The 23,428-nt window shown below is 37.1% G+C and carries 17 protein-coding genes; 12 read left to right on the plus strand and 5 right to left on the minus strand.

The genetic code is table 11. The annotated features are described in order from the left end of the window. Positions 1 to 169: 169 nt before the first annotated feature. Positions 170 to 1,339, minus strand: coding sequence for a PucR family transcriptional regulator (locus MKY08_RS07360; RefSeq protein ID WP_069511732.1), 1,170 nt, complete (start codon positions 1,337 to 1,339; stop codon positions 170 to 172). Between the two features lie 139 nt (positions 1,340 to 1,478). Here MKY08_RS07360 and MKY08_RS07365 point away from each other — a divergent pair, with 139 nt between their 5' ends. The 6 genes from MKY08_RS07365 (at position 1,479) to MKY08_RS07390 (ending at position 9,138) form a co-directional block, all read left to right on the plus strand. Continuing rightward, positions 1,479 to 2,723, plus strand: a complete 1,245-nt coding sequence (locus MKY08_RS07365) for a Zn-dependent hydrolase (RefSeq protein ID WP_069511730.1) — start codon at positions 1,479 to 1,481, stop codon at positions 2,721 to 2,723. Between the two features lie 135 nt (positions 2,724 to 2,858). Beyond that, positions 2,859 to 4,259, plus strand: coding sequence for a dihydropyrimidinase (gene hydA / locus MKY08_RS07370; protein ID WP_069511728.1), 1,401 nt, complete (start codon positions 2,859 to 2,861; stop codon positions 4,257 to 4,259). Positions 4,260 to 4,456: 197 nt separating this feature from the next. Further along, entirely contained in the window at positions 4,457 to 5,824 is a 1,368-nt protein-coding gene (locus tag MKY08_RS07375) for an NAD(P)-dependent oxidoreductase (protein WP_081327940.1), read from the plus strand. Between the two features lie 13 nt (positions 5,825 to 5,837). Continuing rightward, complete coding sequence (gene preA, locus MKY08_RS07380; RefSeq protein ID WP_069511725.1) at positions 5,838 to 7,100, plus strand: NAD-dependent dihydropyrimidine dehydrogenase subunit PreA; 1,263 nt, start codon at positions 5,838 to 5,840, stop codon at positions 7,098 to 7,100. Positions 7,101 to 7,387: 287 nt separating this feature from the next. After that, positions 7,388 to 8,908, plus strand: a complete 1,521-nt coding sequence (locus MKY08_RS07385) for an NCS1 family transporter (RefSeq protein ID WP_069511723.1) — start codon at positions 7,388 to 7,390, stop codon at positions 8,906 to 8,908. A gap of 20 nt (positions 8,909 to 8,928) precedes the next feature. After that, entirely contained in the window at positions 8,929 to 9,138 is a 210-nt protein-coding gene (locus tag MKY08_RS07390) for a hypothetical protein (protein WP_069511721.1), read from the plus strand. Between the two features lie 122 nt (positions 9,139 to 9,260). Here the strand turns inward: MKY08_RS07390 and MKY08_RS07395 are convergent, their stop codons facing one another. Continuing rightward, positions 9,261 to 10,646 (minus strand): amino acid permease, encoded by a 1,386-nt coding sequence (locus tag MKY08_RS07395; RefSeq protein ID WP_069511720.1) that lies wholly within the window; start codon positions 10,644 to 10,646, stop codon positions 9,261 to 9,263. Positions 10,647 to 11,165: 519 nt separating this feature from the next. Between MKY08_RS07395 and MKY08_RS07400 the strand changes: the two genes are divergently transcribed. The 4 genes from MKY08_RS07400 (at position 11,166) to MKY08_RS07415 (ending at position 16,340) form a co-directional block, all read left to right on the plus strand. Then, complete coding sequence (locus MKY08_RS07400) at positions 11,166 to 12,539, plus strand: amino acid permease (RefSeq protein ID WP_069511718.1); 1,374 nt, start codon at positions 11,166 to 11,168, stop codon at positions 12,537 to 12,539. A 175-nt stretch (positions 12,540 to 12,714) separates the two neighbouring features. After that, positions 12,715 to 14,109 (plus strand): spore germination protein, encoded by a 1,395-nt coding sequence (locus MKY08_RS07405; protein ID WP_069511716.1) that lies wholly within the window; start codon positions 12,715 to 12,717, stop codon positions 14,107 to 14,109. A 30-nt stretch (positions 14,110 to 14,139) separates the two neighbouring features. Beyond that, positions 14,140 to 15,231 (plus strand): GerAB/ArcD/ProY family transporter, encoded by a 1,092-nt coding sequence (locus MKY08_RS07410; RefSeq protein ID WP_069511713.1) that lies wholly within the window; start codon positions 14,140 to 14,142, stop codon positions 15,229 to 15,231. Further along, positions 15,228 to 16,340, plus strand: coding sequence for a Ger(x)C family spore germination protein (locus MKY08_RS07415; RefSeq protein WP_069511712.1), 1,113 nt, complete (start codon positions 15,228 to 15,230; stop codon positions 16,338 to 16,340). Before MKY08_RS07410 ends, MKY08_RS07415 begins: the two co-directional genes overlap by 4 nt. Positions 16,341 to 16,461: 121 nt before the next feature. Here the strand turns inward: MKY08_RS07415 and pgeF are convergent, their stop codons facing one another. After that, positions 16,462 to 17,226: a peptidoglycan editing factor PgeF gene (pgeF, locus tag MKY08_RS07420; RefSeq protein ID WP_069511710.1), complete on the minus strand. Its 765-nt coding sequence runs from the start codon at positions 17,224 to 17,226 to the stop codon at positions 16,462 to 16,464. Positions 17,227 to 17,432: 206 nt separating this feature from the next. Here pgeF and MKY08_RS07425 point away from each other — a divergent pair, with 206 nt between their 5' ends. After that, complete coding sequence (locus tag MKY08_RS07425) at positions 17,433 to 18,053, plus strand: hypothetical protein (RefSeq protein WP_069511707.1); 621 nt, start codon at positions 17,433 to 17,435, stop codon at positions 18,051 to 18,053. 258 nt (positions 18,054 to 18,311) lie between these two features. After that, positions 18,312 to 18,920, plus strand: coding sequence for a CAP domain-containing protein (locus MKY08_RS07430; RefSeq protein WP_069511704.1), 609 nt, complete (start codon positions 18,312 to 18,314; stop codon positions 18,918 to 18,920). 156 nt (positions 18,921 to 19,076) lie between these two features. Here the strand turns inward: MKY08_RS07430 and MKY08_RS07435 are convergent, their stop codons facing one another. After that, entirely contained in the window at positions 19,077 to 21,572 is a 2,496-nt protein-coding gene (locus tag MKY08_RS07435) for a LuxR C-terminal-related transcriptional regulator (RefSeq protein WP_069511701.1), read from the minus strand. 869 nt (positions 21,573 to 22,441) lie between these two features. Further along, positions 22,442 to 23,239: a dihydrodipicolinate synthase family protein gene (locus tag MKY08_RS07440; protein ID WP_069511699.1), complete on the minus strand. Its 798-nt coding sequence runs from the start codon at positions 23,237 to 23,239 to the stop codon at positions 22,442 to 22,444. Positions 23,240 to 23,428 lie beyond the last annotated feature (189 nt).

Here is a 23,428-nt window from a genome sequence, read left to right on the forward strand (position 1 = left end):
TTGCAAGCTACCAATGTCGCAATTTCCTTATACCAACAGGTGGGCAATCTATGACGTTTAAAGATTACGCCATTAATACTTTATATGAATAGGAAAAATATTTTAGAAGGGTTATCTATTGATTGAAAATTCTGATATATAAAACGAGGTGCATGGACGTAGTATCCCATTATTGATGTGTTAAGACATCTTCAATTAAAAATGCTAGGTAGAGATTGGTTTTAGTAAATGGATTTGTTAAATCCATATCTAACAGTGATTCTATTTTTTTGATTTTATATAGAACAGTATTACGATGAATATATTGCCGTTCGCTAATTTTACTTGTACTCCCATTTTCTTCGAGAAATATGCGTAAAAATGCTACATAATCCGTATTGTGCAGTTCATCATATCGTTGTAATTGACCGAGAATATCATGGCTAAAGGATTGCATTAATGGCTGGTTTTGTACGGCCATAATAATTTGATAGGCACCGATATCTTTATATTTGTACAAAAAACGATTGTTATGAAGCTGTGCTAATTGGATAACGGTTAACGATTCTTCATAGCTTTTACGTATATTTTCATATTCTTTTTGATAGTTGCCTTTGCCAATAATGATATCGAGAAAGCCATTTTTTTGTTTGATTTTTTCATAGATTTCTTCAACTACTTTTGAGAAGGGGATGTTCGGTGTATTAATTTGCGCTCGGTCAATTAAAAAAATGAGGTGATTTTTATGTTTTAGTTTTAAAAAGCGTTTATACCGATGTTGAAAGGCAAATTGGATCATCACTTCATAGCGATCAATGCTAGAGTGTGCACCTATTGTTGTGCAAGTGATAATAGCAAGTTCTCTACCTTGTGGGAAACCAAGTTGTGCCAGTTGTACTTTCTGCGTATCCATCTGTTTTTTGGAGTGAAAAAGTAAATTGTAAAGCACCTTTTCTTCAATGGAATGTTCTTGATGATGGTTGGCTATAAATTGAAAAGTTGTTTTTAATAAATCAGCTACGCGGCAATGCCAAGGCATTTGAAAAATAGGGAAATCATGCTCGTTAGCAAAAGCGATGATAGATTCAGGAATGGCAGGAATATAAGGGCCGATATTGATAATAAATCCTGCTACTTTTTTGCTATAAGCTAACTTAATGAGTTGTTCTAAGAAATCTTCCTGCTGTGATAAGTTAATACCTGTCGTGACGACCAATTCATTTGGCCGACAAAACATAATTAAATCAATGCTCTCTACTACGTTAATACCTGTAACTCTTCGATGTACACCACTATGTCCAGCTACTAATGTAAGCATAGGGAATTGAACTCCCTCCACAATTTTGCGAATCGTTCCCATCTTTTCCCCCCTTATTATGAACATAACTTACCATATATCATGTGCAGATGCACATATTTTTTTAGTCTGATATCCATATCTCGTAAAAATTATCTATTTTAGAATGTTTAGTAACTACTGTGAAAGAGAGGACTTGCATATGTATAAATGTAATAGTAGACGATTGCAAGATTCGATTGAACAATTTAGTCAGTTTGGAGCTACTTTAAACGGTGGTGTCACGCGTTTATCTCTTTCGAAAGAAGATGTGTTAGCTAGAAATTATTTTTGTAAGTGCTGTGAAGAATTAGGGATGGAAATCAAAGTAGATGATATGGCCAATATCTATGCAATGCTACCAGGCAAAAAAGAAGTTCCGCCAATTGTTATGGGCTCTCATTTGGATTCAGTTGAAAAGGGTGGAAAGTTTGATGGTGTTTTAGGTGTGTTAACAGCCTTGGAAGCGATTCGAACATTAAAGGACAATGAAGTGGAGTTAGATGTGCCATTAATGATTGCGAATTTTACGAATGAAGAAGGGGCTCGCTTTGATCCGGCGATGATGAGCTCAGGCGTCATTGCTGCAAAATTTGAAAAAGCCCAAATGCTACAGTCCGTCGATAATAATGGCATGACTTTTCAAGCAGCACTTCAAGCAAGTGGTTATGAGGGAGAGCAACAACATCGCTTAAAGGAAGCCCTTGCTTATATTGAACTCCATATCGAACAAGGGCCCGTTTTAGAGGCAAAGCAAATGGAAATAGGTGTTGTTGAAGGGGTACTAGGAATGGTTTGTTATGAAATTACCTTTACTGGCCAATCCAATCATGCAGGAACAACACCCATGGCGATGCGCCAAGACCCGATGATTGTTGCCGCAAAAACAATGGTATTTTTACATGAACAGCTTGGCAAAATCGACGAGCAACTAGTATATACATTTGGGCGGATGCATGTTTTACCTAATATCCATACCGTTATACCAAATAAAGTGACGTTTACAATTGATTCACGGCATCAAAATCCTGCCATTATGCAAAAGGTCGAGGAAGTATTGAAAAACTTGCCTACAGAAGATAAAGGGTGTCGAATAGAACCGGTGAAACTATGGGGAAGAGATACAGTATTATTTGATCGACAAATTTGTGATGAAATCGAAACAGCTTGCCAACGATTTGGCTATACCTCTCATCGAATGTTTAGTGGAGCAGGGCATGATGCGCAATATATAGCAACGATGATACCTTCAGCAATGATTTTCGTACCAAGTATTAATGGAAAGAGTCATTGCGAGGAGGAAGACACATCATTTGAAGATTGCGCAAAGGGAGCAGATATTCTCCTCGAAACAGTATTAACGATGCAAACAAAATACAGTATGGGGCAAACGTACAGCTTACATTAAAATTTGAAATTTATCATGATTGTTACGTCTCTATTACTAACTAAAAAGCTGCCAAGGTGATGCTGCAAAGAATCAAATGAAATGGATACAGTCAAAATAGTTTACTTGAATATGGAACACGAAAGGTAGGATAGTATGAAAAAAATCATTCAAGGTGGACGAGTCGCAACTGCTTCAGATGTCTACGAAGCAGATATTCTTATTGAGAACGGAATCATTGTACAGATAGGTAAAAATTTATCTGTTGCAGGTGCGGAAATCATTGATGCGACTGGTAAATACGTAATGCCAGGAGGAATTGATCCACATACCCATTTAGATATGCCTTTTAATAATACAGTAACAGACGATGATTGGAAATCAGGCACGATAGCGGCTGCGTTTGGCGGCACCACAACGATTTTAGACTTTTGTTTAACAGCAGGTGAAGAGAAACTTTCTACGGCTGTTGAAAAATGGCATGAAAAAGCAAAAGGGAAATCTGCGATTGATTATGGATTCCATTTAATGATTGGAGATTTAACACCACAGACAGAAGCGGAATTACCCGTGTTACTAGAGCAAGAGGGAATTACCTCTGTAAAGGTTTTTATGGCCTATGCAAAAGAATTCCAAGCGACAGATCGCACGCTTTTTAAAGCGTTTAAGATTGCAAAAGATGTTGGGGCGATTGTTATGGTGCACTGTGAAAATGGTTCGGTTATCGATGAGCTTGTCGAAGAGGCAAGACGTGCGGGACATAAAGAACCAATTTATCATGCACTTACACGTCCAGCACAATTAGAAGGGGAAGCCACAAAACGCGCGATTGAACTAGCGCATATAGCAGGTGCTACGCTGTATGTAGTACATGTAACTTGTAAAGAAGCGGTAGACGAAATTATCGCAGCGCGTGAAAAAGGATATGACGTCTATGGCGAAACATGTCCACCTTATTTAACATTAGACCAGTCTGCTTTAGCACAACCAGGCTTTGAAGGGGCGAAATATGTATGGTCACCACCACTTCGTCCGAAATACCATCAGGAACATCTATGGCATGCCTTAAAAGCGAAGCAATTACAAACAATTGGTTCCGATCAATGCTCGTTTAGTTTTAACGGCAAAAAGCAATTAGGCTTAAATGATTTTTCTAAAATTCCGAATGGTGGACCGTTTATTGAAGATCGCTTTAGTATTTTATATTCAGAAGGGGTTGCCAAAGGGAAAATAACAGTCAATGAATTTGTGGATATGATTGCTACAAATGCTGCAAAAGTTTTTGGTCTGTTTCCACAAAAAGGGACAATTGCTATTGGTTCTGACGCAGATATCGTGATTTTCGATCCTAATGTAAAACGCGAAATTTCAGCAAAAACCCATCATATGAATGTGGACTACAATCCATATGAAGGTTGGGAAGTGACGGGTGAACCGGTTACTGTGCTTGTCCGTGGTGACTATGTTATTAAAGAGAAAGAATTTGTTGGTGTACTAGGCAGTGGTCGCTATATCAAACGCCAATTGAAAACGGCTGCGGAAACGATAAAAATCTAACTTGTTTTTGCAAATATTCCGTGTGGCTTCAACACTGTTGTCATACATTCAATGTAGCACCTTTCAAGCAGGATTTAAACAATCATACAAAGGTGTAATTGAGAAATAGGCATGGCCGATTGTTTTTACTGGAGAACAAAACAATCGGCTATTAAACAATGGCAAGTTCAACAAGAACACATGAGGGGGATGTAGAAATGGTTCCGATGCAAGAGCATGCAATGACCAAGCTACTTCAACGTAATTTTGTTGAGTTAACAAGTCGAATGACCAAAAATGAAGCAATGGAAGAAGCAAATCGTTGCCTTTATTGTTATGATGCACCCTGTATTAAAGCTTGTCCAACAAGCATTCAAATCCCGAATTTCATAAAAAAAATTGCATCAGGGAATATGAAGGGTTCTGCCACTACTATATTAGAAGCAAACCCAATTGGTGCAAGTTGTGCAAGAGTTTGTCCAACAGAAGAGCTCTGTGAAGGAGCCTGTGTGTTAAATTCCTCAACAAAGCCAATAAAAATCGGAGAACTACAGCGTTATGCGACAGATTGGGCGATGGAGACAGGTGCACAGCTATTTAAGAAAGGCGAAAGTAATGGACTGAAAGTAGCCATTATTGGAGCGGGTCCAGCTGGTCTTTCGGCGGCGCGTGAGCTTAGTCGGTTTGGCTATAGTGTCACAATCTATGAGGCTGAATCAAAGGCAGGTGGTTTAGGAAGCTATGGTATCGTGTCGTTCCGCTTACCAAATGAGGTAGCTGATTGGGAAGTTGAGCAAATTGTCAAACTAGGTGTGAACATTCAAACAAACACGACAGTAGGTATCGACATCTCTGCTGAGGATATATTAGCACAATATGACAGTGTTATTTTAGCAGTCGGTATGGGGGCTGTGCCACATCTCGGCATCAAAGGAGAAGATCTGTTAGGCGTACATGATGCCATTGAATTTGTAAAACAAACAAAAGTGGGAGCGCTTCCAACTGATTTAGTAGGGAAACGTGTAGCTGTTATTGGCGCTGGGAATACCGCAATTGATGGTGCTACTTGTGCCGTACGGTTAGGTGCGGATAATGTGAAAATACTTTATAGAAGAACGCAAAAAGAAATGACCGCATACAAATTTGAATTTGAATTTGCCAAGCAAGATGGCGTGGAGTTTCAATGGTTAACAGCGCCGAAAAAAATCATCGGCAATGATGCAGGTGAAGTGATTGGCATTGAATGCGTTCACATGAAACTCACTGAAGCAGGAGCGGATGGTCGTCAAAGACCAGAAGAGATTGCAGGATCTAATTTTATTTTAAGGGTTGATGCAGTTATTAAAGCAATTGGTCAAACGCGTTTTGTGTCATTGATTGAAGCGTTTGGCTTACAGCATACAAATGGTGTTGTCGATATTGATGAAATGACGATGCAAACATCGAATGAAAAAGTGTTTGCATGTGGGGATGTTGTTTTTGGCAACGGACAAGGAGAGGCAATGGTTGTAACAGCGGTTCAGCAAGGAAAAGATGCCGCTTATAAGATTCATGAACGTTTAAGAAAACCAAGCGAGATTGCATAAGGGGGGAAGTGACATGGCAGATTTACGAATTGATTTAGCGGGAATCAAATCACCCAATCCATTTTGGCTTGCATCGGCACCACCTACGAACTCAGGCTATCAAGTGCAGCGTGCATTTGAAGCAGGGTGGGGTGGTGCAGTGTGGAAAACATTGGGGGAACCGATTTTAAATGTTTCTTCACGATTTGCAGCGGTTAGTTATAACGGACAACGTGTGGCTGGTTTTAATAATATTGAATTAATAACCGATCGCCCGTTGGAGGTAAATTTAAAAGAGATTTATGAAACGAAAAAAAGGTTTCCTCATCACGCCATTATTGCTTCCCTTATGGTAGAACCTAAGCAAGAAAAGTGGCATGAAATTGTGAAACGCGTAGAAGATGTGGGGGTAGATGGTCTTGAGCTTAACTTTGGTTGTCCACATGGCATGGCAGAACGAGGAATGGGCTCCGCCTCTGGTCAAGTACCTGAATTGGTGGAAAAGCAAACGTACTGGGTGAAGGAAGTGGCACGTACGCCGGTTATTGTGAAGCTAACACCTAATATTACAGATATAACCGTAACGGCTGAAGCAGCAACAAGGGGTGGCGCAGATGCCATTAGTATGATTAATACCATTAATAGCTTAGCGGGTGTTGATTTAGATACTTGGTATACAGTCCCTCATGTTGCGGGTAAGGGTGCGCATGGTGGCTATTGTGGTCCAGCTGTTAAACCGATTGCCCTTAATATGGTAGCAGAGTGTGCTCGTAATCCTCACATTCAGGTTCCAATATCGGGTATAGGTGGTATTTCCAATTGGCAAGATGCAGCCGAGTTTATATTAATGGGTGCAACGGGTGTGCAAGTTTGTACAGCAGCCATGCATCACGGATTTAGTATTGTTGAAGATATGATTGATGGACTAAATAATTATTTAGATGATAAGGGAATTTCATCGGTAAAGGAATTAGTTGGTCGCTCGGTGCCTCGTTATTCAGACTGGGGCAATCTAGATTTAAACTATAAAATCGTTGCAGAAATTAATAATGATGTATGTATTAACTGTAATAAGTGCCATATTGCATGCGAAGATACATCTCATCAATGTATCGATTTATATACGGAAAACGGGCAGCCCATGCTAAAAGTTCGCGAAGAAGATTGCGTTGGTTGTAATTTATGTTCGATTGTGTGTCCGGTTGATGGAGCAATATCCATGGTCGAAAAACAATCCGCCATTGCACCAATGACTTGGAATGAGCGTCAAATGTTAATGAATAGTCTATCTAAATAAAAGGTTCAACTGTGTAAGGATTAACTGTGTTTCCACCTTCCTTGTAAATGATTTCGGAAAGGAAGGAAAGCCTCATGGAGTTGTCACGGAAATCTCTTTTATTCAGTAGAGCATTCTCCCATGTAAAAGCTAGCTGGAACAAAGTGCTATATTTCAGGGGATAATGATTCAATGTCTGAATAAATGCATGCTGTCGGTGCATGGAACGAATAATGCGCGATAATTGTTGTTTCCTTATTCGGATTCCTTATGCCGATGCATAATCTATTCAAAAAGGAGCGAAATGTATGGAACATGACGGGAATTATTTGAAATCCCCTGATTTACTTCCAGTGACACATCAACAAAGAAATATTGGAACATTCGGTTTTGCAGTCATTTGGATAGGAATGGCTATTGTATTAGCTGCATTTGCAATTGGTGGTTCTGCAATTATGAGTTTACCTTTGCCGATGGTTATTTTAGCTACATTGATTGGTTCTTGTTTAATCGGTGTATTTATGACATTGATTGGTGATATCGGGATTGAGCATGGCTTATCCTTCCCTGTATATATGCGTGCTCCATTCGGGACTTTTGGAACTCATATTCCATCGTTAGTGCGGGGCGTGACAGCAGCCTGTTGGTTTGGTATAAACACCTATTTCGGGGCTATGGCTATCAATGGTATTCTCAATTTACTGTTTGATTTTAATAACTGGTTTCTATGTTTTCTAGTCTTTGCTGCCTTACAATTATTTAATACTTCCTTAGGTATTAAATCAATTGAGCGATTTGCAGATTTAGCAGCTCCGATTATTATTTTAATTTCCTGCTGGATGTATATAACATTAGCAGATGCGGCAACAACACAAGGCAAAGATGTGTGGACTTGGGTTGAGACGCCAACTACGGGTATGGCGGCATTTACAGCATTTATGATTGTTATCATGGCAAATATGGGATTCTGGGCTACGTTAGCCGCTGATATGCCCTCATTGTCTCGCTTCTTTAAAGCACCTAAAAATGAGCGCAATTGGTTTAAACGGAACAAAACTCAGTTAGTCGGTTCTTTAATTGTAATGCCCATCACGAATACATTTATCGTTACAATAGGCGCCGTTTGTTATATGGCTGTAGCATCGGCAGATCCAATCAATGCATTACAGCAAAGTGCAAGTGGCTTTATCCTGGGAATTTTGTTATTAATGATTGTCTTAGCGCAATGGTCAACGAATACGTCTGCTAATGTGATTCCAGCAGCTACTATTTTCTCTAATATTGGCGGTCCAAAAGTACCGTTTTGGGTTGGCGTTGTAATTGCGGGTGTAATAGGAATTCTTGCACAACCATGGAGCTTATTTGATGTTTTAGTCAACGCACTCTTAATTATAGGTGGTATTTTAACAGCCATTGTTGGTATTTTATACGCAGATTATTATTTAATTCGAAAAAGACGCATCAATGTCAAAGACTTGTATGAGCTAAACGGTCAATTCAAATATATGAATGGCTTTAATTTAGCTGGCTTAATCGCTTGGGTTATCGGCGGTGTCATTGCAAATATTTTCTCTGCTTATTCGTCACTAGTTGGTTTTATTGTTGGAGCGCTTGTTTACTATGTGTTAGCGAAGTACTGGTGGTTTAAAAAGTATCCTCAAGCTGAATTAGAAGATCCAAGTGATGCGAAGTATTTAGGGATTACAGCTGGTCATAACTTGGATGAACTATTTGGGCAAGATTTGGTGCCACAGCCCGCAGTTGGCTCAGATGACGCTAAGACAGTAGATCAAACGGAACCACTTTTAGAAGTAAAAGGTGCTGATTAGTAGAGAGAAGGGGTGAGCGTATGTCTGATTTCTTACAAAGTACGGAAGAAATCAAGAAAGTGGATGATTTTTTAGACAGCGGCTTTAAAATACAATATGTCTATGAAAACTTAAGTGGCATGTTTGTAGAATTTGCACGGCAGGAAGAAGTTGTACATTTGCAAATTCTTACAGCGGATGCCCGCAAATATTTTGCCGCAAAACTTCAGGAACAAACCTTATTGCAATAGATATAGCGTAAGCCGCAACCTCTGCTACCACGCAGATTGTTGCGGCTTACGTTTTATGCGTTGCCACAAGGAGCAACACAGCTTTTAAATTGTTTGTAAATTGTTTGAGTGACTGGCACGATTTAATTCATCGTGCTATGCTTTCGTCCATATACAAAGTACACAATTAAACCGAATACAAACCAAAGTCCACAAGCAATCCATGTATGAATAGATAGCTGGGAAATTAAAAATAAGCACATCAAGAATGACAGAATCGGTAGTACAGGGAAGAACGGTACTTTAAAACCACCTGATGGAATATTTACGTTTTTACGTAAATAAATGACGCCTATCGAAACGATTGTGAAAGCTACTAACGTACCCATATTGACAAGTTCAGTAAGCTTCGATAACGGGACAAAGCCGGCGCAGAAGGCTACAAGTATAGCGAATACCCAAGTGTTCTTGACAGGGGTTTTAAACTTAGGACTCAGTTCAGCCATACTTTTTGGTAGTAAACCATCACGACCTAACGCATATAGCAAGCGTGTCCCCCCATAGGACATAACAAGGATAACCGTCATCATACCTACAACGGCACCAAGGGAAATAATACCCGCAATCCAGTCTTGATGAACGAGTTGCATAACATAGCTGACAGGATCACTAACGTTAAGATCTGTGTAAGGCACCATACCTGTTAATACAAGTGAAACGACAACATAAAGAACTGTACATATTAATAAGGAGCCAATAATACCAATTGGCATATTACGTTGAGGATTTTTTACTTCTTCAGCTGCTGATGAAACAGCATCAAACCCAAGATAAGCGAAAAATACAAGAGCAGCGCCACTTAATACACCACTTACGCCAAACGGAAGAAACGGTTGCCAATTTGTTGGTTCAACGTAAAATACACCAACGCCAATAAATAGTAAAATGACGCCCACCTTCAAAAAGACCATAATGGAATTTAATCGAGTGGATTCTTTTATGCCAAGCATTAAGAAAAAGGCTGTGGCAAAAATAATAACGATGGCTGGTAAATTGATATACGTACCAGCGGAAGGGTTAAATGACCCTGAGATTGCTGTTGGTAGCGAAATATTAAAGCCAGCAAGTAGCGCACTTAAATACGATGACCATCCAGTTGCAACGGCTGCAACAGCTAATCCATACTCTAATAACAGTGCCCAGCCAACTAGCCAAGCAACGATTTCACCAAATACAATATAACCATACGTATAGGCACTCCCTGTGACAGGTACACTTGATGAAAACTCAGAATAACACATACCCGCTAACGCACAGACGATGGCTGCTATGATAAATGAAAAAACAATTCCAGGACCTGCATGGGTAGCAGACACCGTTCCAGGCAAGATAAATATCCCTGTGCCAACAATTGCGCCCACACCAAGCAATATCAGGTCAAAAGCCCCTAGCGATTGTTTAAGCTGAATGGTTCCTTCTTTTTTTAATAAATCCGCTATATTTTTTCTTCTAAATAATAAATTTCTCACATGAAAGCCTCTTTTTCTTAGAAATATGTAAAAATCTTATACTTTTTTGACATTCAGGTCAATTATTTATACGAATTCGAAGTGAAATTGGTCGAATTTTAAGAAATATTAAAATCTAAAGAAAAGAAAGAAGTTTTTTGGTATAGGAATGATAATTATGAATATTCTGAAATAATAATACCATTAAAAAGAGCATTGAGTTTAAATATAATATTACGCTATTAATATAGTAATTGAGAGGGCACTATACATGGGAAAAGAAGGCAGTAATTTTAAGGATGTCTGTTTTTGTAGACAATTTATTATTTACTTATAACTTGATTTATATGGATTATTGGCTTCTGTAGTGGGGTGTAGATAAAGCCCTTTCAAAGAGAATATTAAACGATGTATTTATTATATTAAAATTAAAAAAATATTGTTTTTCCTAAAAATACATTTGTATTTTTGAGAAGAATTTATTATTATTTATAAAGTAATTTATCGTTCTTATATTAAGATAGAAAGAGGCGTATTCAAGTGGCAAAAAAAGAATTAAAGAGAGGGTTGGAAGCGCGACATATTCAAATGATCGCTCTAGGTGGTACGATTGGTGTAGGCCTATTTATGGGATCAGCTAGCGCTATCCAGTGGACTGGACCATCCGTGCTCCTTGCATATGCTATCTCGGGCATTTTTATATTTTTCATCATGCGAGCTATGGGTGAGATGCTCTATGTAGAGCCAAGTACTGGATCTTTTGCAACATTCGGTTATAAATATATTCATCCATTGGCGGGTTATTTAACTGCCTGGAGTAACTGGTTTCAGTGGGTTATCGTCGGGATGTCTGAAATTATAGCAGTCGGAACATATATGCAATATTGGTATCCTGATTTACCTGCATGGATTCCTGGGTTAATTGCTATGGTTATACTAGGTGTAGCAAACTTTATTTCTGTTAAATCATTCGGCGAATTTGAATTTTGGTTTGCGATGATTAAGATCGTTACAATTGTGCTTATGATTGTGGCAGGTATTGGTCTTATTTTCTTTGGGTTTGGAAATGACGGTATGCCAATCGGTTTATCCAATCTGTGGTCACATGGTGGCTTCTTCACAGGTGGTTGGACAGGTTTCTTCTTTGCATTATCTTTAGTCGTGGCGGCTTACCAAGGGGTAGAGCTTATCGGAATTACGGCTGGAGAAGCAAAAAATCCGCAAAAAACAATTACCAATGCTATCCAAAGTATTATTTGGCGCATTTTAATTTTCTATATCGGTGCGATTTTTGTTATTGTAACGGTTTACCCTTGGGATGAGTTAGGAACGATTGGTAGTCCGTTTGTTGCTACTTTTGCTAAGGTAGGGATTACGGCAGCGGCTGGTATTATTAACTTTGTTGTAATTACAGCAGCTATGAGTGGTTGTAATAGTGGCATTTACAGTGCGGGACGTATGCTTTATACACTGGCTATGAATGGTCAGGCACCTAAGTTTTTTGCAAAGGTTTCAAATAACGGTGTTCCGATTTTAGGTACTGCTGGCGTATTAGTTGGGTTAGTCATTGGTGTTATTTTAAGTTATATTGCACCAGAAAACCTATTCGTCTATGTTTATAGTGCAAGTGTACTTCCTGGGATGATTCCTTGGTTTATTATTTTAATTAGTCAAATTCGGTTTAGAAAAGTAAAAGCAGCGCAAATGGAAAATCACCCATTTAAAACGCCTTTAGCTCCTTTGACAAACTATGCAACCATCGCGTTTTTAGTTATGGTGCTTATCGGTATGTGGTTTAATGAGGATACGCGTGTTTCGTTAATTGTAGGGATCGCTTTCCTTATACTTGTAACATTTAGTTATTATGTGTTTGGTATTGGAAAAGAAAGACCTGCTGACAAGCGTACAAAATAATAGAAAAAGGATGTATCTCTTTAATTGAGATACATCCTTTTTTCTATAGTAGAATCAAGATTTTTTAGAGATGTTCCATAATTCCATACATAGTTATTCAAAAAAGGGATAAGCTACATAAAGAAATATGTTGTGTCCATGATACATAAAGGCGTTTAACGGGGGTTGAAATGGCATGGAAGAAAGAGAACAGCAAGTAATTGACCAGATAAAGGACAAGGTTCAAGAAATTGATGATGTCGTTATAAAAGAGATGGTTACTGATGCAGGGGATGCGACAATTATCTATTTCTCTTCTCTTATCGAGAAAATGACATTACAATCGATGGTTTTCATACCGTTAGCGAACCATGTTAATCAAATTTTTCAAGTATCTGATGCAGTAGAATTAGACGATGTGGATTTGATTTTGCAAAAATTAGATGCAGGCCAAACCTTATTGTTTTTCCATAAAACAGCTCAACTACGTGTCATTGACACCTATAGTGCCCCTACACGTTCGATAACAAATACGGAAACAGAGTCAACAGTTATTGGACCACAAGATGCTTTTACCGAATCATTAGAGACCAATATTTCATTAGTAAAAAGACGGATTCAAAATCCAATGTTAAAAAATGAAACACGCACTGTAGGAACGGAAACCAATATTAAAATTTCAATTTTATATATAGACAATATCGTAAATAAAGAAAATTTAGACACGCTACGAGAGCGAATCAATCAAATACAATATCCTTTTTTTACAGATATATCAGAGCTCAAGCAACTGATTGAAGATAATCCGTTATCTCCTTTTCCACAGCATTATATGAGCGTACGACCAGATAGTGTTAGTCAGTATCTGATTGATGGAAGAATCGTGATTTTTATGGACAATAGTCAGGCAGCGATTGTTTGTCCTACATCATTTTTTGAAATGTTTGTTTCGGTCGAAGATTATTATAACCGTTGGACCACAGCATCATTACTCAGAATGCTTCGCTTTTTTGGTTTTTTCCTAACCATCATGATTACGCCGATGTATATATCTGCTTTAACATTTCATCCTGAAGTGTTACCATATGAGCTTTTGTTAAATCTTCAGGAATCGAGAAGTAAAGTTCCATTTCCACCGCTAATAGAAGTTTTGTTTATTGAATTAATTATTGAAGTGCTGCGCGAAGCGGGTTCGCGAATGCCTGCTAAAGTTGGTCAAACGATTGGTATCGTAGGAGGTATCGTTATCGGTACAGCTGCTGTTGAAGCGGGATTGCTTAGTAATATTCTAATTGTATTGGTTGCGACATCTGCCTTACTGTCATTTCTACCACCAATTTTTTTATTGAGTAATACAAGTAGATTTATTCGTTATATTTTTATTTTATCTGCAGGTCTATTTGGGTTATACGGATTAATGCTAGCATTTGCATGGCTATTTGCTCATTTACTGCGATTAAATTCATTAGGAACACCCTATATGTCACCCGTTGTTCCTCGTAATGCCAGTGATTTATTCGATAGTATTATTCGATTTCCAACAAAATATTTAAAAGCCAAGAAAGGTATTTCTAGAGCACAAAAAAAATAAAAGCTTTTGTAGCATTTGAGGTGGATTCAGTTGAGTACAGGTAAGAGTAAGAAAAAGCTATTAAATGCATATCATGTTGTTTTTTTAGCACAAAGCGTCATGATTGGTACTGGTATTCTCTCCCTGCCTCAGCAACTTAGTTCTTTAGGATATAGCCAAGCATTGATGCCATTGCTTTTTGGTGTGATTGCGAGTGTTACACTTTACCCAATGATTTGGATTATGTCAAAATATCCAAATGACAACCTATTTCGTATCAATGAAATCCTACTAGGTAAATGGTTAGGGAAATGTATCAATCTTTTTTTCGTTATTCAATTTCTCGTTTTTATTGCAGGCATTATTAGTAATTATATGCATCTAATTCAAAGTACGGCTCTTCAAGAGCAAACCATTACGGGACCTGTTTTTTGTTTTTTATTATTGCTTATTTATATTGTCAGTGGAGGCATTAAATCAATTGCCCGTTTTTGTATCATGACCTTTTTTCTGACGATAGGCATTCTATATTTTACACATTGGGCATTTGAAAAGGGCGATATGAGTCACTTTTTACCTCTATTTAATTTTTTTAGTGTGAATGATTTTTATGAGGCATTAAAAAGAGGGTATTTATCGGTTCTAGGTTATGAATTAGTCATGTTTTATTATCCCTACATTGTCGATCAAAAAAAAGCATTTCGGCATTCATTATTGGGCATTTGGATTAGTATCTTACTTTGTTTTATTACGACAGCGATTAGTGTCATGTATTATTCCGAATGGCAGCTAGAGTATGTGGAGTTTTCCGTACTAAACTTATTTAAAGCTGGGGAGTTTTCGTTTATTGAGAGAATTGATATTTTCGGCATTACATTATGGGTATTTTTAATTTTATCGACCGTGGCTGTCTATTTATGGTGTGCAAAAAAAGGGGTAGAGACTTTAATATCTAAAAAAAGTAATGTTTATTTGTATATCTTAGTCGCGATTATTTTCTTTGTTGTAAAAATGCCATCTTCAAGAGAATTTCAAGATAAATTATTTACAAGTGCCAATTATGTTGGCTATATGTTAATTCTTTGGCCAGTATTATTAATGATGGTTTATGTACTTCGAAAAAAGAAGCAGGTGCAAGTATGAGCAGAAAACTTCTTTATGTAACTCTGTGTATCCAACTATTCATTTTAGCCGCCTGTACGGAAAAAGAAGTAAAAGTTCCGCTTGAAGATGTCGGAATGGTGGGCATTATCGCATTTGATTATATTGATAAGGATAGTATGAAATTAACCGTCGCCATTCCTCAATATTCACCTGAAGCGCAACGTAGCACACAGACTTTTACTGTCACTACGGAACTTGTATCAAATGGCATTGTGAAAATAGAAAAGCTTTCGGACAAAAAAATTGTTTTTAATCAGTTACGCGTTGTGTTGTTTAATGAAGAGTTCGCACGTCAAGGCAATATTCGGAAAGTTCTTCAGCATTTATACCGAAATGCGGAAGTTGGGAATAAAGTACTTATTGCGATTGTGAAGGAAAAAGGAGAGGAAATGCTGAAATATAATTATCCCGATAAACCGAATATTAATTTCTATTTAAACGATTTATTGCAACCTAGCATTAACACCGCGTTTAATCCTAATACGAACATCCATGATTTTATGTATACCATTTCAAATCCGGTGTTTGATCCGATTATTCCGTTTATTGATAAAAATAGTGACAAAATCGAAATAAAAGGAATTGCTGTATTTAAAGGTAACCAAATGATTGAATTGATTACGCCCAATGAGGCACTCATTATTCAGGCAATTCAAGGAAGAAAAAATCTTGCGCCATTAGATATTAAAATGGAACAAGGGCATGGCAAAGAAAAATTATTGATTGACTTAGTGGAAAATGATGTGCAGATTGAGAGCAATAAAAATATGCATTCACCTAAACTCACGATAGCATTAACAATCAAAGGAACATTAAGTGAATACAAAGGTGAACGAGAAAATGATTTATTCACCATAGAAAGTTTAGCGGAATTAGAAAAAGATGTGAATAAAGAGTTGGAGCAAGATATTAAAAAGTTTTTAGATAAACTCAATGAATGGCAAGTAGATCCAAGTGGTCTTAGTGAATACTTCCGAATGTACCATCGCGGAAAATGGACAACAGAAAAGAAGCGGGAGATTATTAGTAAAGTAGCAATCGATGTACAGGTGAAAACATCCATCATTAGTACAGGAACTTTAAAATAAACTGCTTTAGTGAAGAAAATATCACTATTGAGATATATGTTGACAACTATCACCAACACAGCTGAACTTGAAACTATAAAAAGGCAATTTATCATTTGAAAAAGTGATAAATTGCCTTTTTTTAGAATGATTTTCGCATAATAAAGCTTAAATGTCGGCCACATGTTTTGTCTTGACGGTAGGAGAAGCCTTCTTCACTAAGATACGTACATGTTTGATCAATCGTAATTTGGTGTGACGGAATGCCTGCAATTTCACATTGCTTTTTCACAGATTGCTGATTATCGATGTGATACTTGTTTGTGTCAGCATTGAAATACATAAAATTATCGGCATAGCCTAGACGATTAAATTGTTCATAGACATCACCATCAACTTCAAATTTTTGCTGGCTAAGTGCCATGCCAATTTGAACATGGAAATCTTGTGGACTACAGTGCTCTTGTTCTATTAAATGACGGAAAAGCTTCAATGTCACTTCCTTAACTGTTCCTTGCCAGCCAGAATGAATGACACCAATGACACCACTACGATCATTATAAAAAATAACAGGTACGCAATCAGCAGTAAAAGTACAAAGCATTACATCTTGGTCAAATGTATAGAGCGCATCGGTATTGGCAATGGCTGTATCTTGCCTCAGCGCGCCTAAGCCTTTATCGGCTACGGTTGCTCGATAAAAATTCGCACTGTGTGTTTGTTGAGTACAAATAAAATCATTGATATCACATTGCAAAGAACTTGCTAATTTTTTTCGATTGCTTAATACATCCTCTGGACTTGTGCAGACATGTAGTGCCATATTATTTTGTTCAAGTTCCAAATGGTCTTTTAAGGTCGTTCCTGCTATGAATTGCTCATTGTTGTAATAAATTTTAGTTTTCATATTATCACCCCGTTTAACTATATCGGATTGGATTGCCAATGTATAGCTTATGCAATACGTATCTTATGTTACAGGCTATTTGACCTCCTATTTTTACTTATAAAAAAACGGACTTTCTTTTAACAGACATAATAGATTCATACTTTATCATACAGTAGCAAAGTAGAGGTTGCATTACTAACGTTCAAGTAAAAAGGAGTGTGTTTATGAATCAAGACTACTTGCTCTTAATTTGTCAATTAGGTATGGGTCTGTTTTGGATAGTGACATACATATTTATTATAAAACGTGGCTTTCAGGATGAACATTATGGTATGCCAATGGTTGCAATATGTGCCAATATTTCATGGGAGTTTATCTTTACGTTTATCTATCCTCACAATGATTTGCAAAGGATTATTACGTTTAGTTGGTTTGTCCTTGACCTTGTGATTATGTGGCAGTATTTAATATATGGGCGCAAGGAATATAAAAATACAATGTCTACAACACTTTTCTATACATCTTTCCTTTTTACATTTGGAACAAGCTTTTTAGTAATTTTGGCGCTCTCGCATGAACTTCATGATATGCAAGGGATCTATGCGGCGTTTATACAAAATTTAATGATGTCAGGGTTATTTATCGGCTTGTTTTTTGCAAGGGGTAGTTTGGCAGGTCAATCTATGACTATTGCAGTTTGTAAAATGATTGGGACATTATTTGCAGCCGTCGCTTTCTATTTCTATAGTAGCATCCCACTTATTACAATTATCTCTATGGCAACCTTTATGTATGACTGTTTATATATTGCTTTAATAAAGTGCCAGTCACCCAAACAATTCTGAATATAGTGCAAGACGCACCAAAAAAGAAAGAAATGGTGCCCTTGCTTTGTTAAATCTTGTAGTAATATATTCCTGTTACAACTATATTTCAATTGTATTACTGTCAAGTTGAGAGTAAACACCGATAATCTCGTAATCTATTCGTCAATTATTTCAAATGTCATACAACTGTAAAAATCCTTCCAAATATTTAGTGATGCATTATTTCGCTAATCTATTTACCATAAATATAGAGCTAAACAGGAAGGAATGATTTACATGTTTAAAAAAGTAAAAAAAGTAGCGATGGCATCCGTATTATCACTATCCTTATTAGTACCAATTAGCGCAATGGCCGCTGATTCATATACAGTAGTAGCAGGTGATTCTCTTTGGAAAATTGCTGTAAAAACACAAACAGGTGTACAAGAATTAATAGATGCAAACCCTCAACTAGCAAACCCAGATCAAATAAATATAGGTCAAAAAATTAATATACCAACGAATGAACAAGCATCTGTAGAGCAAGAGGTAGTGAAACTTGTCAATGCTGAACGTACGAAAGCAGGTCTTCCAGCATTAAAAGAAGATTGGGAGCTATCACGAGTAGCAAAATATAAATCTCAAGATATGCATGATAAAAATTACTTTGACCACACTAGCCCAACGTATGGTTCACCATTTGCAATGATGAAGAAATTTGGCATTACGTATAAAGCAGCTGGAGAAAATATCGCCAAAGGTCAAAAATCAGCTTCTGAAGTCGTAAATGCATGGATGAATAGTGAAGGACACCGCGCTAATATTTTAAACAAAACCTATACACATATCGGGATTGGTTTTGTGAAAGACGGCAACTATTGGTCACAAATGTTTATTCAAAAATAATTGATTCAAAAACTGTTATGCAAAGTAGGACAATTCTTTTTACGACAAAATATAGCATGTGAACACATGAATTACACGTAGCTTTTGCATGTCGTCTATAAGGTGACAACAAAAAAGAGCAACTATCAGCTTTCAAGAGCTGTTAGTTGCTTTTTATTACTTTTTGGCAAGGAGGATAGCTTGTGAACGGGATTTTACACCTAGTTTTTGATAAATAGTAGACAAATAAACGCGAATGGTGCCAGTCGATAGATTTAGCATGTCAGCAATTTCACGATTGGTTACACCATTGGCTAACAGATCAAATACCTCTTTTTCACGTGGTGTCAAGACTTCGTGACGAACTTCATTGGTTGTACAGCTTTGTAAATAATTTAAATAATTGTCTGGGTAGGGATTCCACTTGGCTGCCAACGACTCTAATTGAAAATATTGCTCTAGAAGGGGGAGTAGCTCTTTTTCATCTGCCAATGTCCGAACATAGTAGTATTTAGCCGCCAATTGCAATACTTTATGTAAAATATCTAATGCAACAGCAGTGTTTCCTAAACGATGCTGACAAATGACTTCTAGTACTGTCGCTTCTATAATCGTTGCAACCTGATTGTCATGCTGTGCCTTTGTTTTAACTTGAATGATTACAGGTAGTGCATCCTTTGGTGTGTCCTTTAGTAACAATAAACGAGCATAAACGAGCTGCCAAAATGGTTGCTTTGTTTTCGTTGCCATTAAGAGCATCTCTGCGTTTTGGCTATCTCCATCGACTATAAAACAATAGGCTTGCATAACTTGAAGCGGCGTTTGCCAATGTTTTTCCGAAACATCTTCTAATACTTGAGACAACATGATACGGGCTGTATTTGATTGTTGCTGATGAGCGTATATTTTCGCTTTAAGTAAATACATAGGGATATATAAACCTGGATCTTGATGTTGATGACCTAATTCAATGGCGATTTCCAACTCTTTTTGGGCAGCTTCTATGAAACTTCGCTCATATAAAGATTCAGCAGCAACCGCATAACTAAATGCTGTCACATTCGCAGTTTGTAAAGATGTTTCACGAAACAGCTTGTTAACAGCTTCGCCTTCTTCAAACAGTTGCAGTTTTCCTTTAGAACCAATACTTGTACGCGAAAACTTATATTCAAAAATATTATAGGGAATCGGAACGTTATCCCAGCGCGATGGAGCAGGACCATTCGCAAGCAGGTTACGCATAATCTCTTCTACCAATTGTAAATTTCCACCAGAAGCGACAATGGCATATGCCTTTGCACTTTCATAAATATAGGCCATAGCAGTATGCTCTTCTTGCGCCATCCATTGTTCTACATGCTGTCGCATTTCGAGCTCCTCCATTAGGGAAGTAGCTATTTTTGTGTCCATTGTTGTAATGGAAGTTAAAAAGCCAATAACAAGCATTTCATACGAAACGGTATAATGAGCACTTCGAAGTTGATGCAACCAGCGCATGAATGTTGTCGTTTGCCCTGAAGCGTATAGCTGGACAAGATGTTCTGTAATCCATAAAGTAGCTTGGTTATATTGTTCATATTTAAGTGCTAGCTCAATGGCAGCAAGATAATTTCCTTGATAGTAAATAGCGTGTGAGACTTCTTGGACAATAGACTGTACTTGCTGAACGGAATATTGTTTATTTAGTTCTACTTGTAAAGCTTCGGCAAATAAATGATGGTAGCGAAAAACAGGCTTTTTTGTTTGGAGACGAATAATAAATAGACCTTTTGCTTCTAAACTTTCCAACAGTTCAAGGCTATTTGACTGCTTTGTTAGCTGGTCACATATCGCTGGTTCGAGCTCGTGTAGTAGGGAGGTCTTTATAAGAAATTTTTGCGTTGATGTCGGAAGGTTTTGAATGATTTCCTGCCATAGAAACTCGGAAATAAACGGTTGTGCGATATGATCGAATAGGTCTACTTGTTGTTCATTTGCTAAGCGTGTTAATAATAGACCGGCTACCCAACCTTCCGTTTTGTCCAACACATGTTGTAAAAATTGTTGATTGAGTGGTGCTACCTGTTTGCAGGAAAAAAATTGCTTCGTTTCTTGGAACGTAAAGCGTAAATGATCCGCATCGAATTCTTGTAGCCATTGTTTCATTCGCCACTTAGCGATAGGTAGGGCTAAGGTCGTTCGAGTCGTTAAATAGACGTGTATCTCTAAAGGTAAGCACTCTATAAACTGTGTCACAAGTTGATGAATTACTGGATTATCGATTACATGATAATCCTCTAACACAATTTGAATCGGTTTTGCTAAAGCTTGTAGTTCCTCTAAAAATGAATCAATAAAAAATTCAAGTGTTGCTAGGTCTTGAGTGTGTAAAAGTGGTGCAAGTACTTGATTGATAGGGCATTGATAGGCTTTCGCCACGGCATGCACAGCGTAAGTCCAAAAACGAATCGGATCATTATCAGCAGCATCAAGTGAAAGCCAAGCGACCGTTGCCTTCTTATATTTGAACCAACTGCTTAGAACAGTCGTTTTTCCATAACCTGCTGGTGCACGGAGAACTGTCACTTTTTTAAAAGTTTGGTTCTGTAAAAGATCAAACAATTGCTTGCGCTCAATTAAATCGGGTGTATTGAGAGGAATGGTTAATTTAGAAGATACTAGTGTAGTAGCCATCTTTTTTTCTACCTCATTTTTTAAAATTTAGGATAATGATGTAATTTATTGTACTACAAGCATTAACATAATTTCGAATGTTAATAGTCCTAGCATTAGATAATTGATAAAAGCATTGATTTATCAACCACCGATTTCTAAACTTGTGCTGAATACTTCCATTGACTACTCTTCCAACTTTTTTTAATAAAAACGTATAATTGATCATTAAAGTTTTATCATTGTTCAACAGCCTTGTTTACACCACATTTGATATTTTTTTAATTGATTGATTACGAGACTATCCACTAGAATTTTTCGATAACTATTTTTTTTAGGTGTACGTGTACCTATTTGCTCAATTGTAATCGTGATTTTTAAAAAGTCTATGTTGCGCCACTGTAAGCCGCAAACTTCGCTTTTCGTATACTAGTAAGAGTCGTTTTGACATTATTGAAGAGAATGCTTGGCCACCAGAGCCAAAAAAGCCAGATGTGCTGCCCAAGAAAAGCTCATCGTCAGCTCTAACAAAGATGCTCAGTCGGATGTACCAGAGCAGTTTACCTTTTCTGAAAAAAGTATTCAGAGGCAATTTACGCCTTATTATAAGCGTTATTTTGCACTATAAGTAAAGATAAAAAAGCCCAATTTCTCGCATTAAAATTGAGAAATTGGGCTTTTATCATTAATCCAGAAAAGCGCCTGATTGTTATTCAACTAAAGTTCTTGTTTGTGTTGAAGTACCGATTAAATTCTGATTTACAGCATAAATTGTCTATATTTGCATGTTTCTATTCTTATAGCATAGCTTTAAAATGTTTTGACATTTATTGAAAAGTCTTATTGTGGCTATGTTTCTATAACTTTGTATAGTAGCTGGACACTTGTTATTAATTAATGGGTGATCGACAAGGACCTACTTTTATACCAAGGGAATTGTAATGTTCTTTTATGTTTATAACGGCTTGATAATGTGTCACTTCGTCAATTAGTTGATTTATTTTATAAACGTCAACTGGTTTTTTCATTAGTAGGTCATTTAAAATTTGCTTGATTTCTTTAGGGTAAACATTTCCTACCATACTGGAAAGTCCATTGCAGCCACCGAGTATTTTTTCTATGAGGTCAACATCTCCACCAGCAAACATAATGAAATCATCTGGTAACTGTGTATTTTTATGACGCTTCACATTGTACTCTTCTTTAAGCCCGATAAGGTTCGAGTGTTGTTGAGAGACAAGTTCATTAAGGGATTCAACACTTAGGTTAAATCCAGTTCGGGCAGGATTATTATATAGCACAACTTTCTTGGTTGTATGGCTTAGCAATTCATTAACATAAGCAATGGCTTGTTTTTGTGATGGTTGAATGTAAAGTGGAAACTGGACAAGAATTGCATCAAAAACAGATTTCTCAAGTGCTTGCATAAGTTTTATCGCATCTCTCGTTCTTGCACCTGAAACACCAAACATAAGTTCAATATTTTGAAAGTTTTGCTTATTAAAGTAATCAATGATTTGCAATCGTTCATCAATACTCATTGAATTTTGCTCACCAGTAGAACCAGATACAAGTAGTGACTCAATTCCGTTATTCTTTAAATGTTCAACAATGGAGTTGAAACCTTCTAAATATAAGCTTTCATCATCATGAAAGGGAGTTGGAATAGCAACATTTAGATTTTTCATCAATTATATCCTCCAATTATTTACCCAAATATTAATATTGAACCAACGTAATACCGCAATTTGAATACAATTTAATACTTGTCGAGTGTATTCATTTTGTACGGATAAGAGGGGGAACTATCTCTCCACGCGTGCACACGAATCCGTACAAACTTATTGTCCGAAGTATGAGTAAATATTCATTGCTGG

It is taken from the genome of Lysinibacillus sp. FSL M8-0337 (assembly GCF_038593855.1).
GTDB classification, from domain to species: domain Bacteria; phylum Bacillota; class Bacilli; order Bacillales_A; family Planococcaceae; genus Lysinibacillus; species Lysinibacillus sphaericus_D.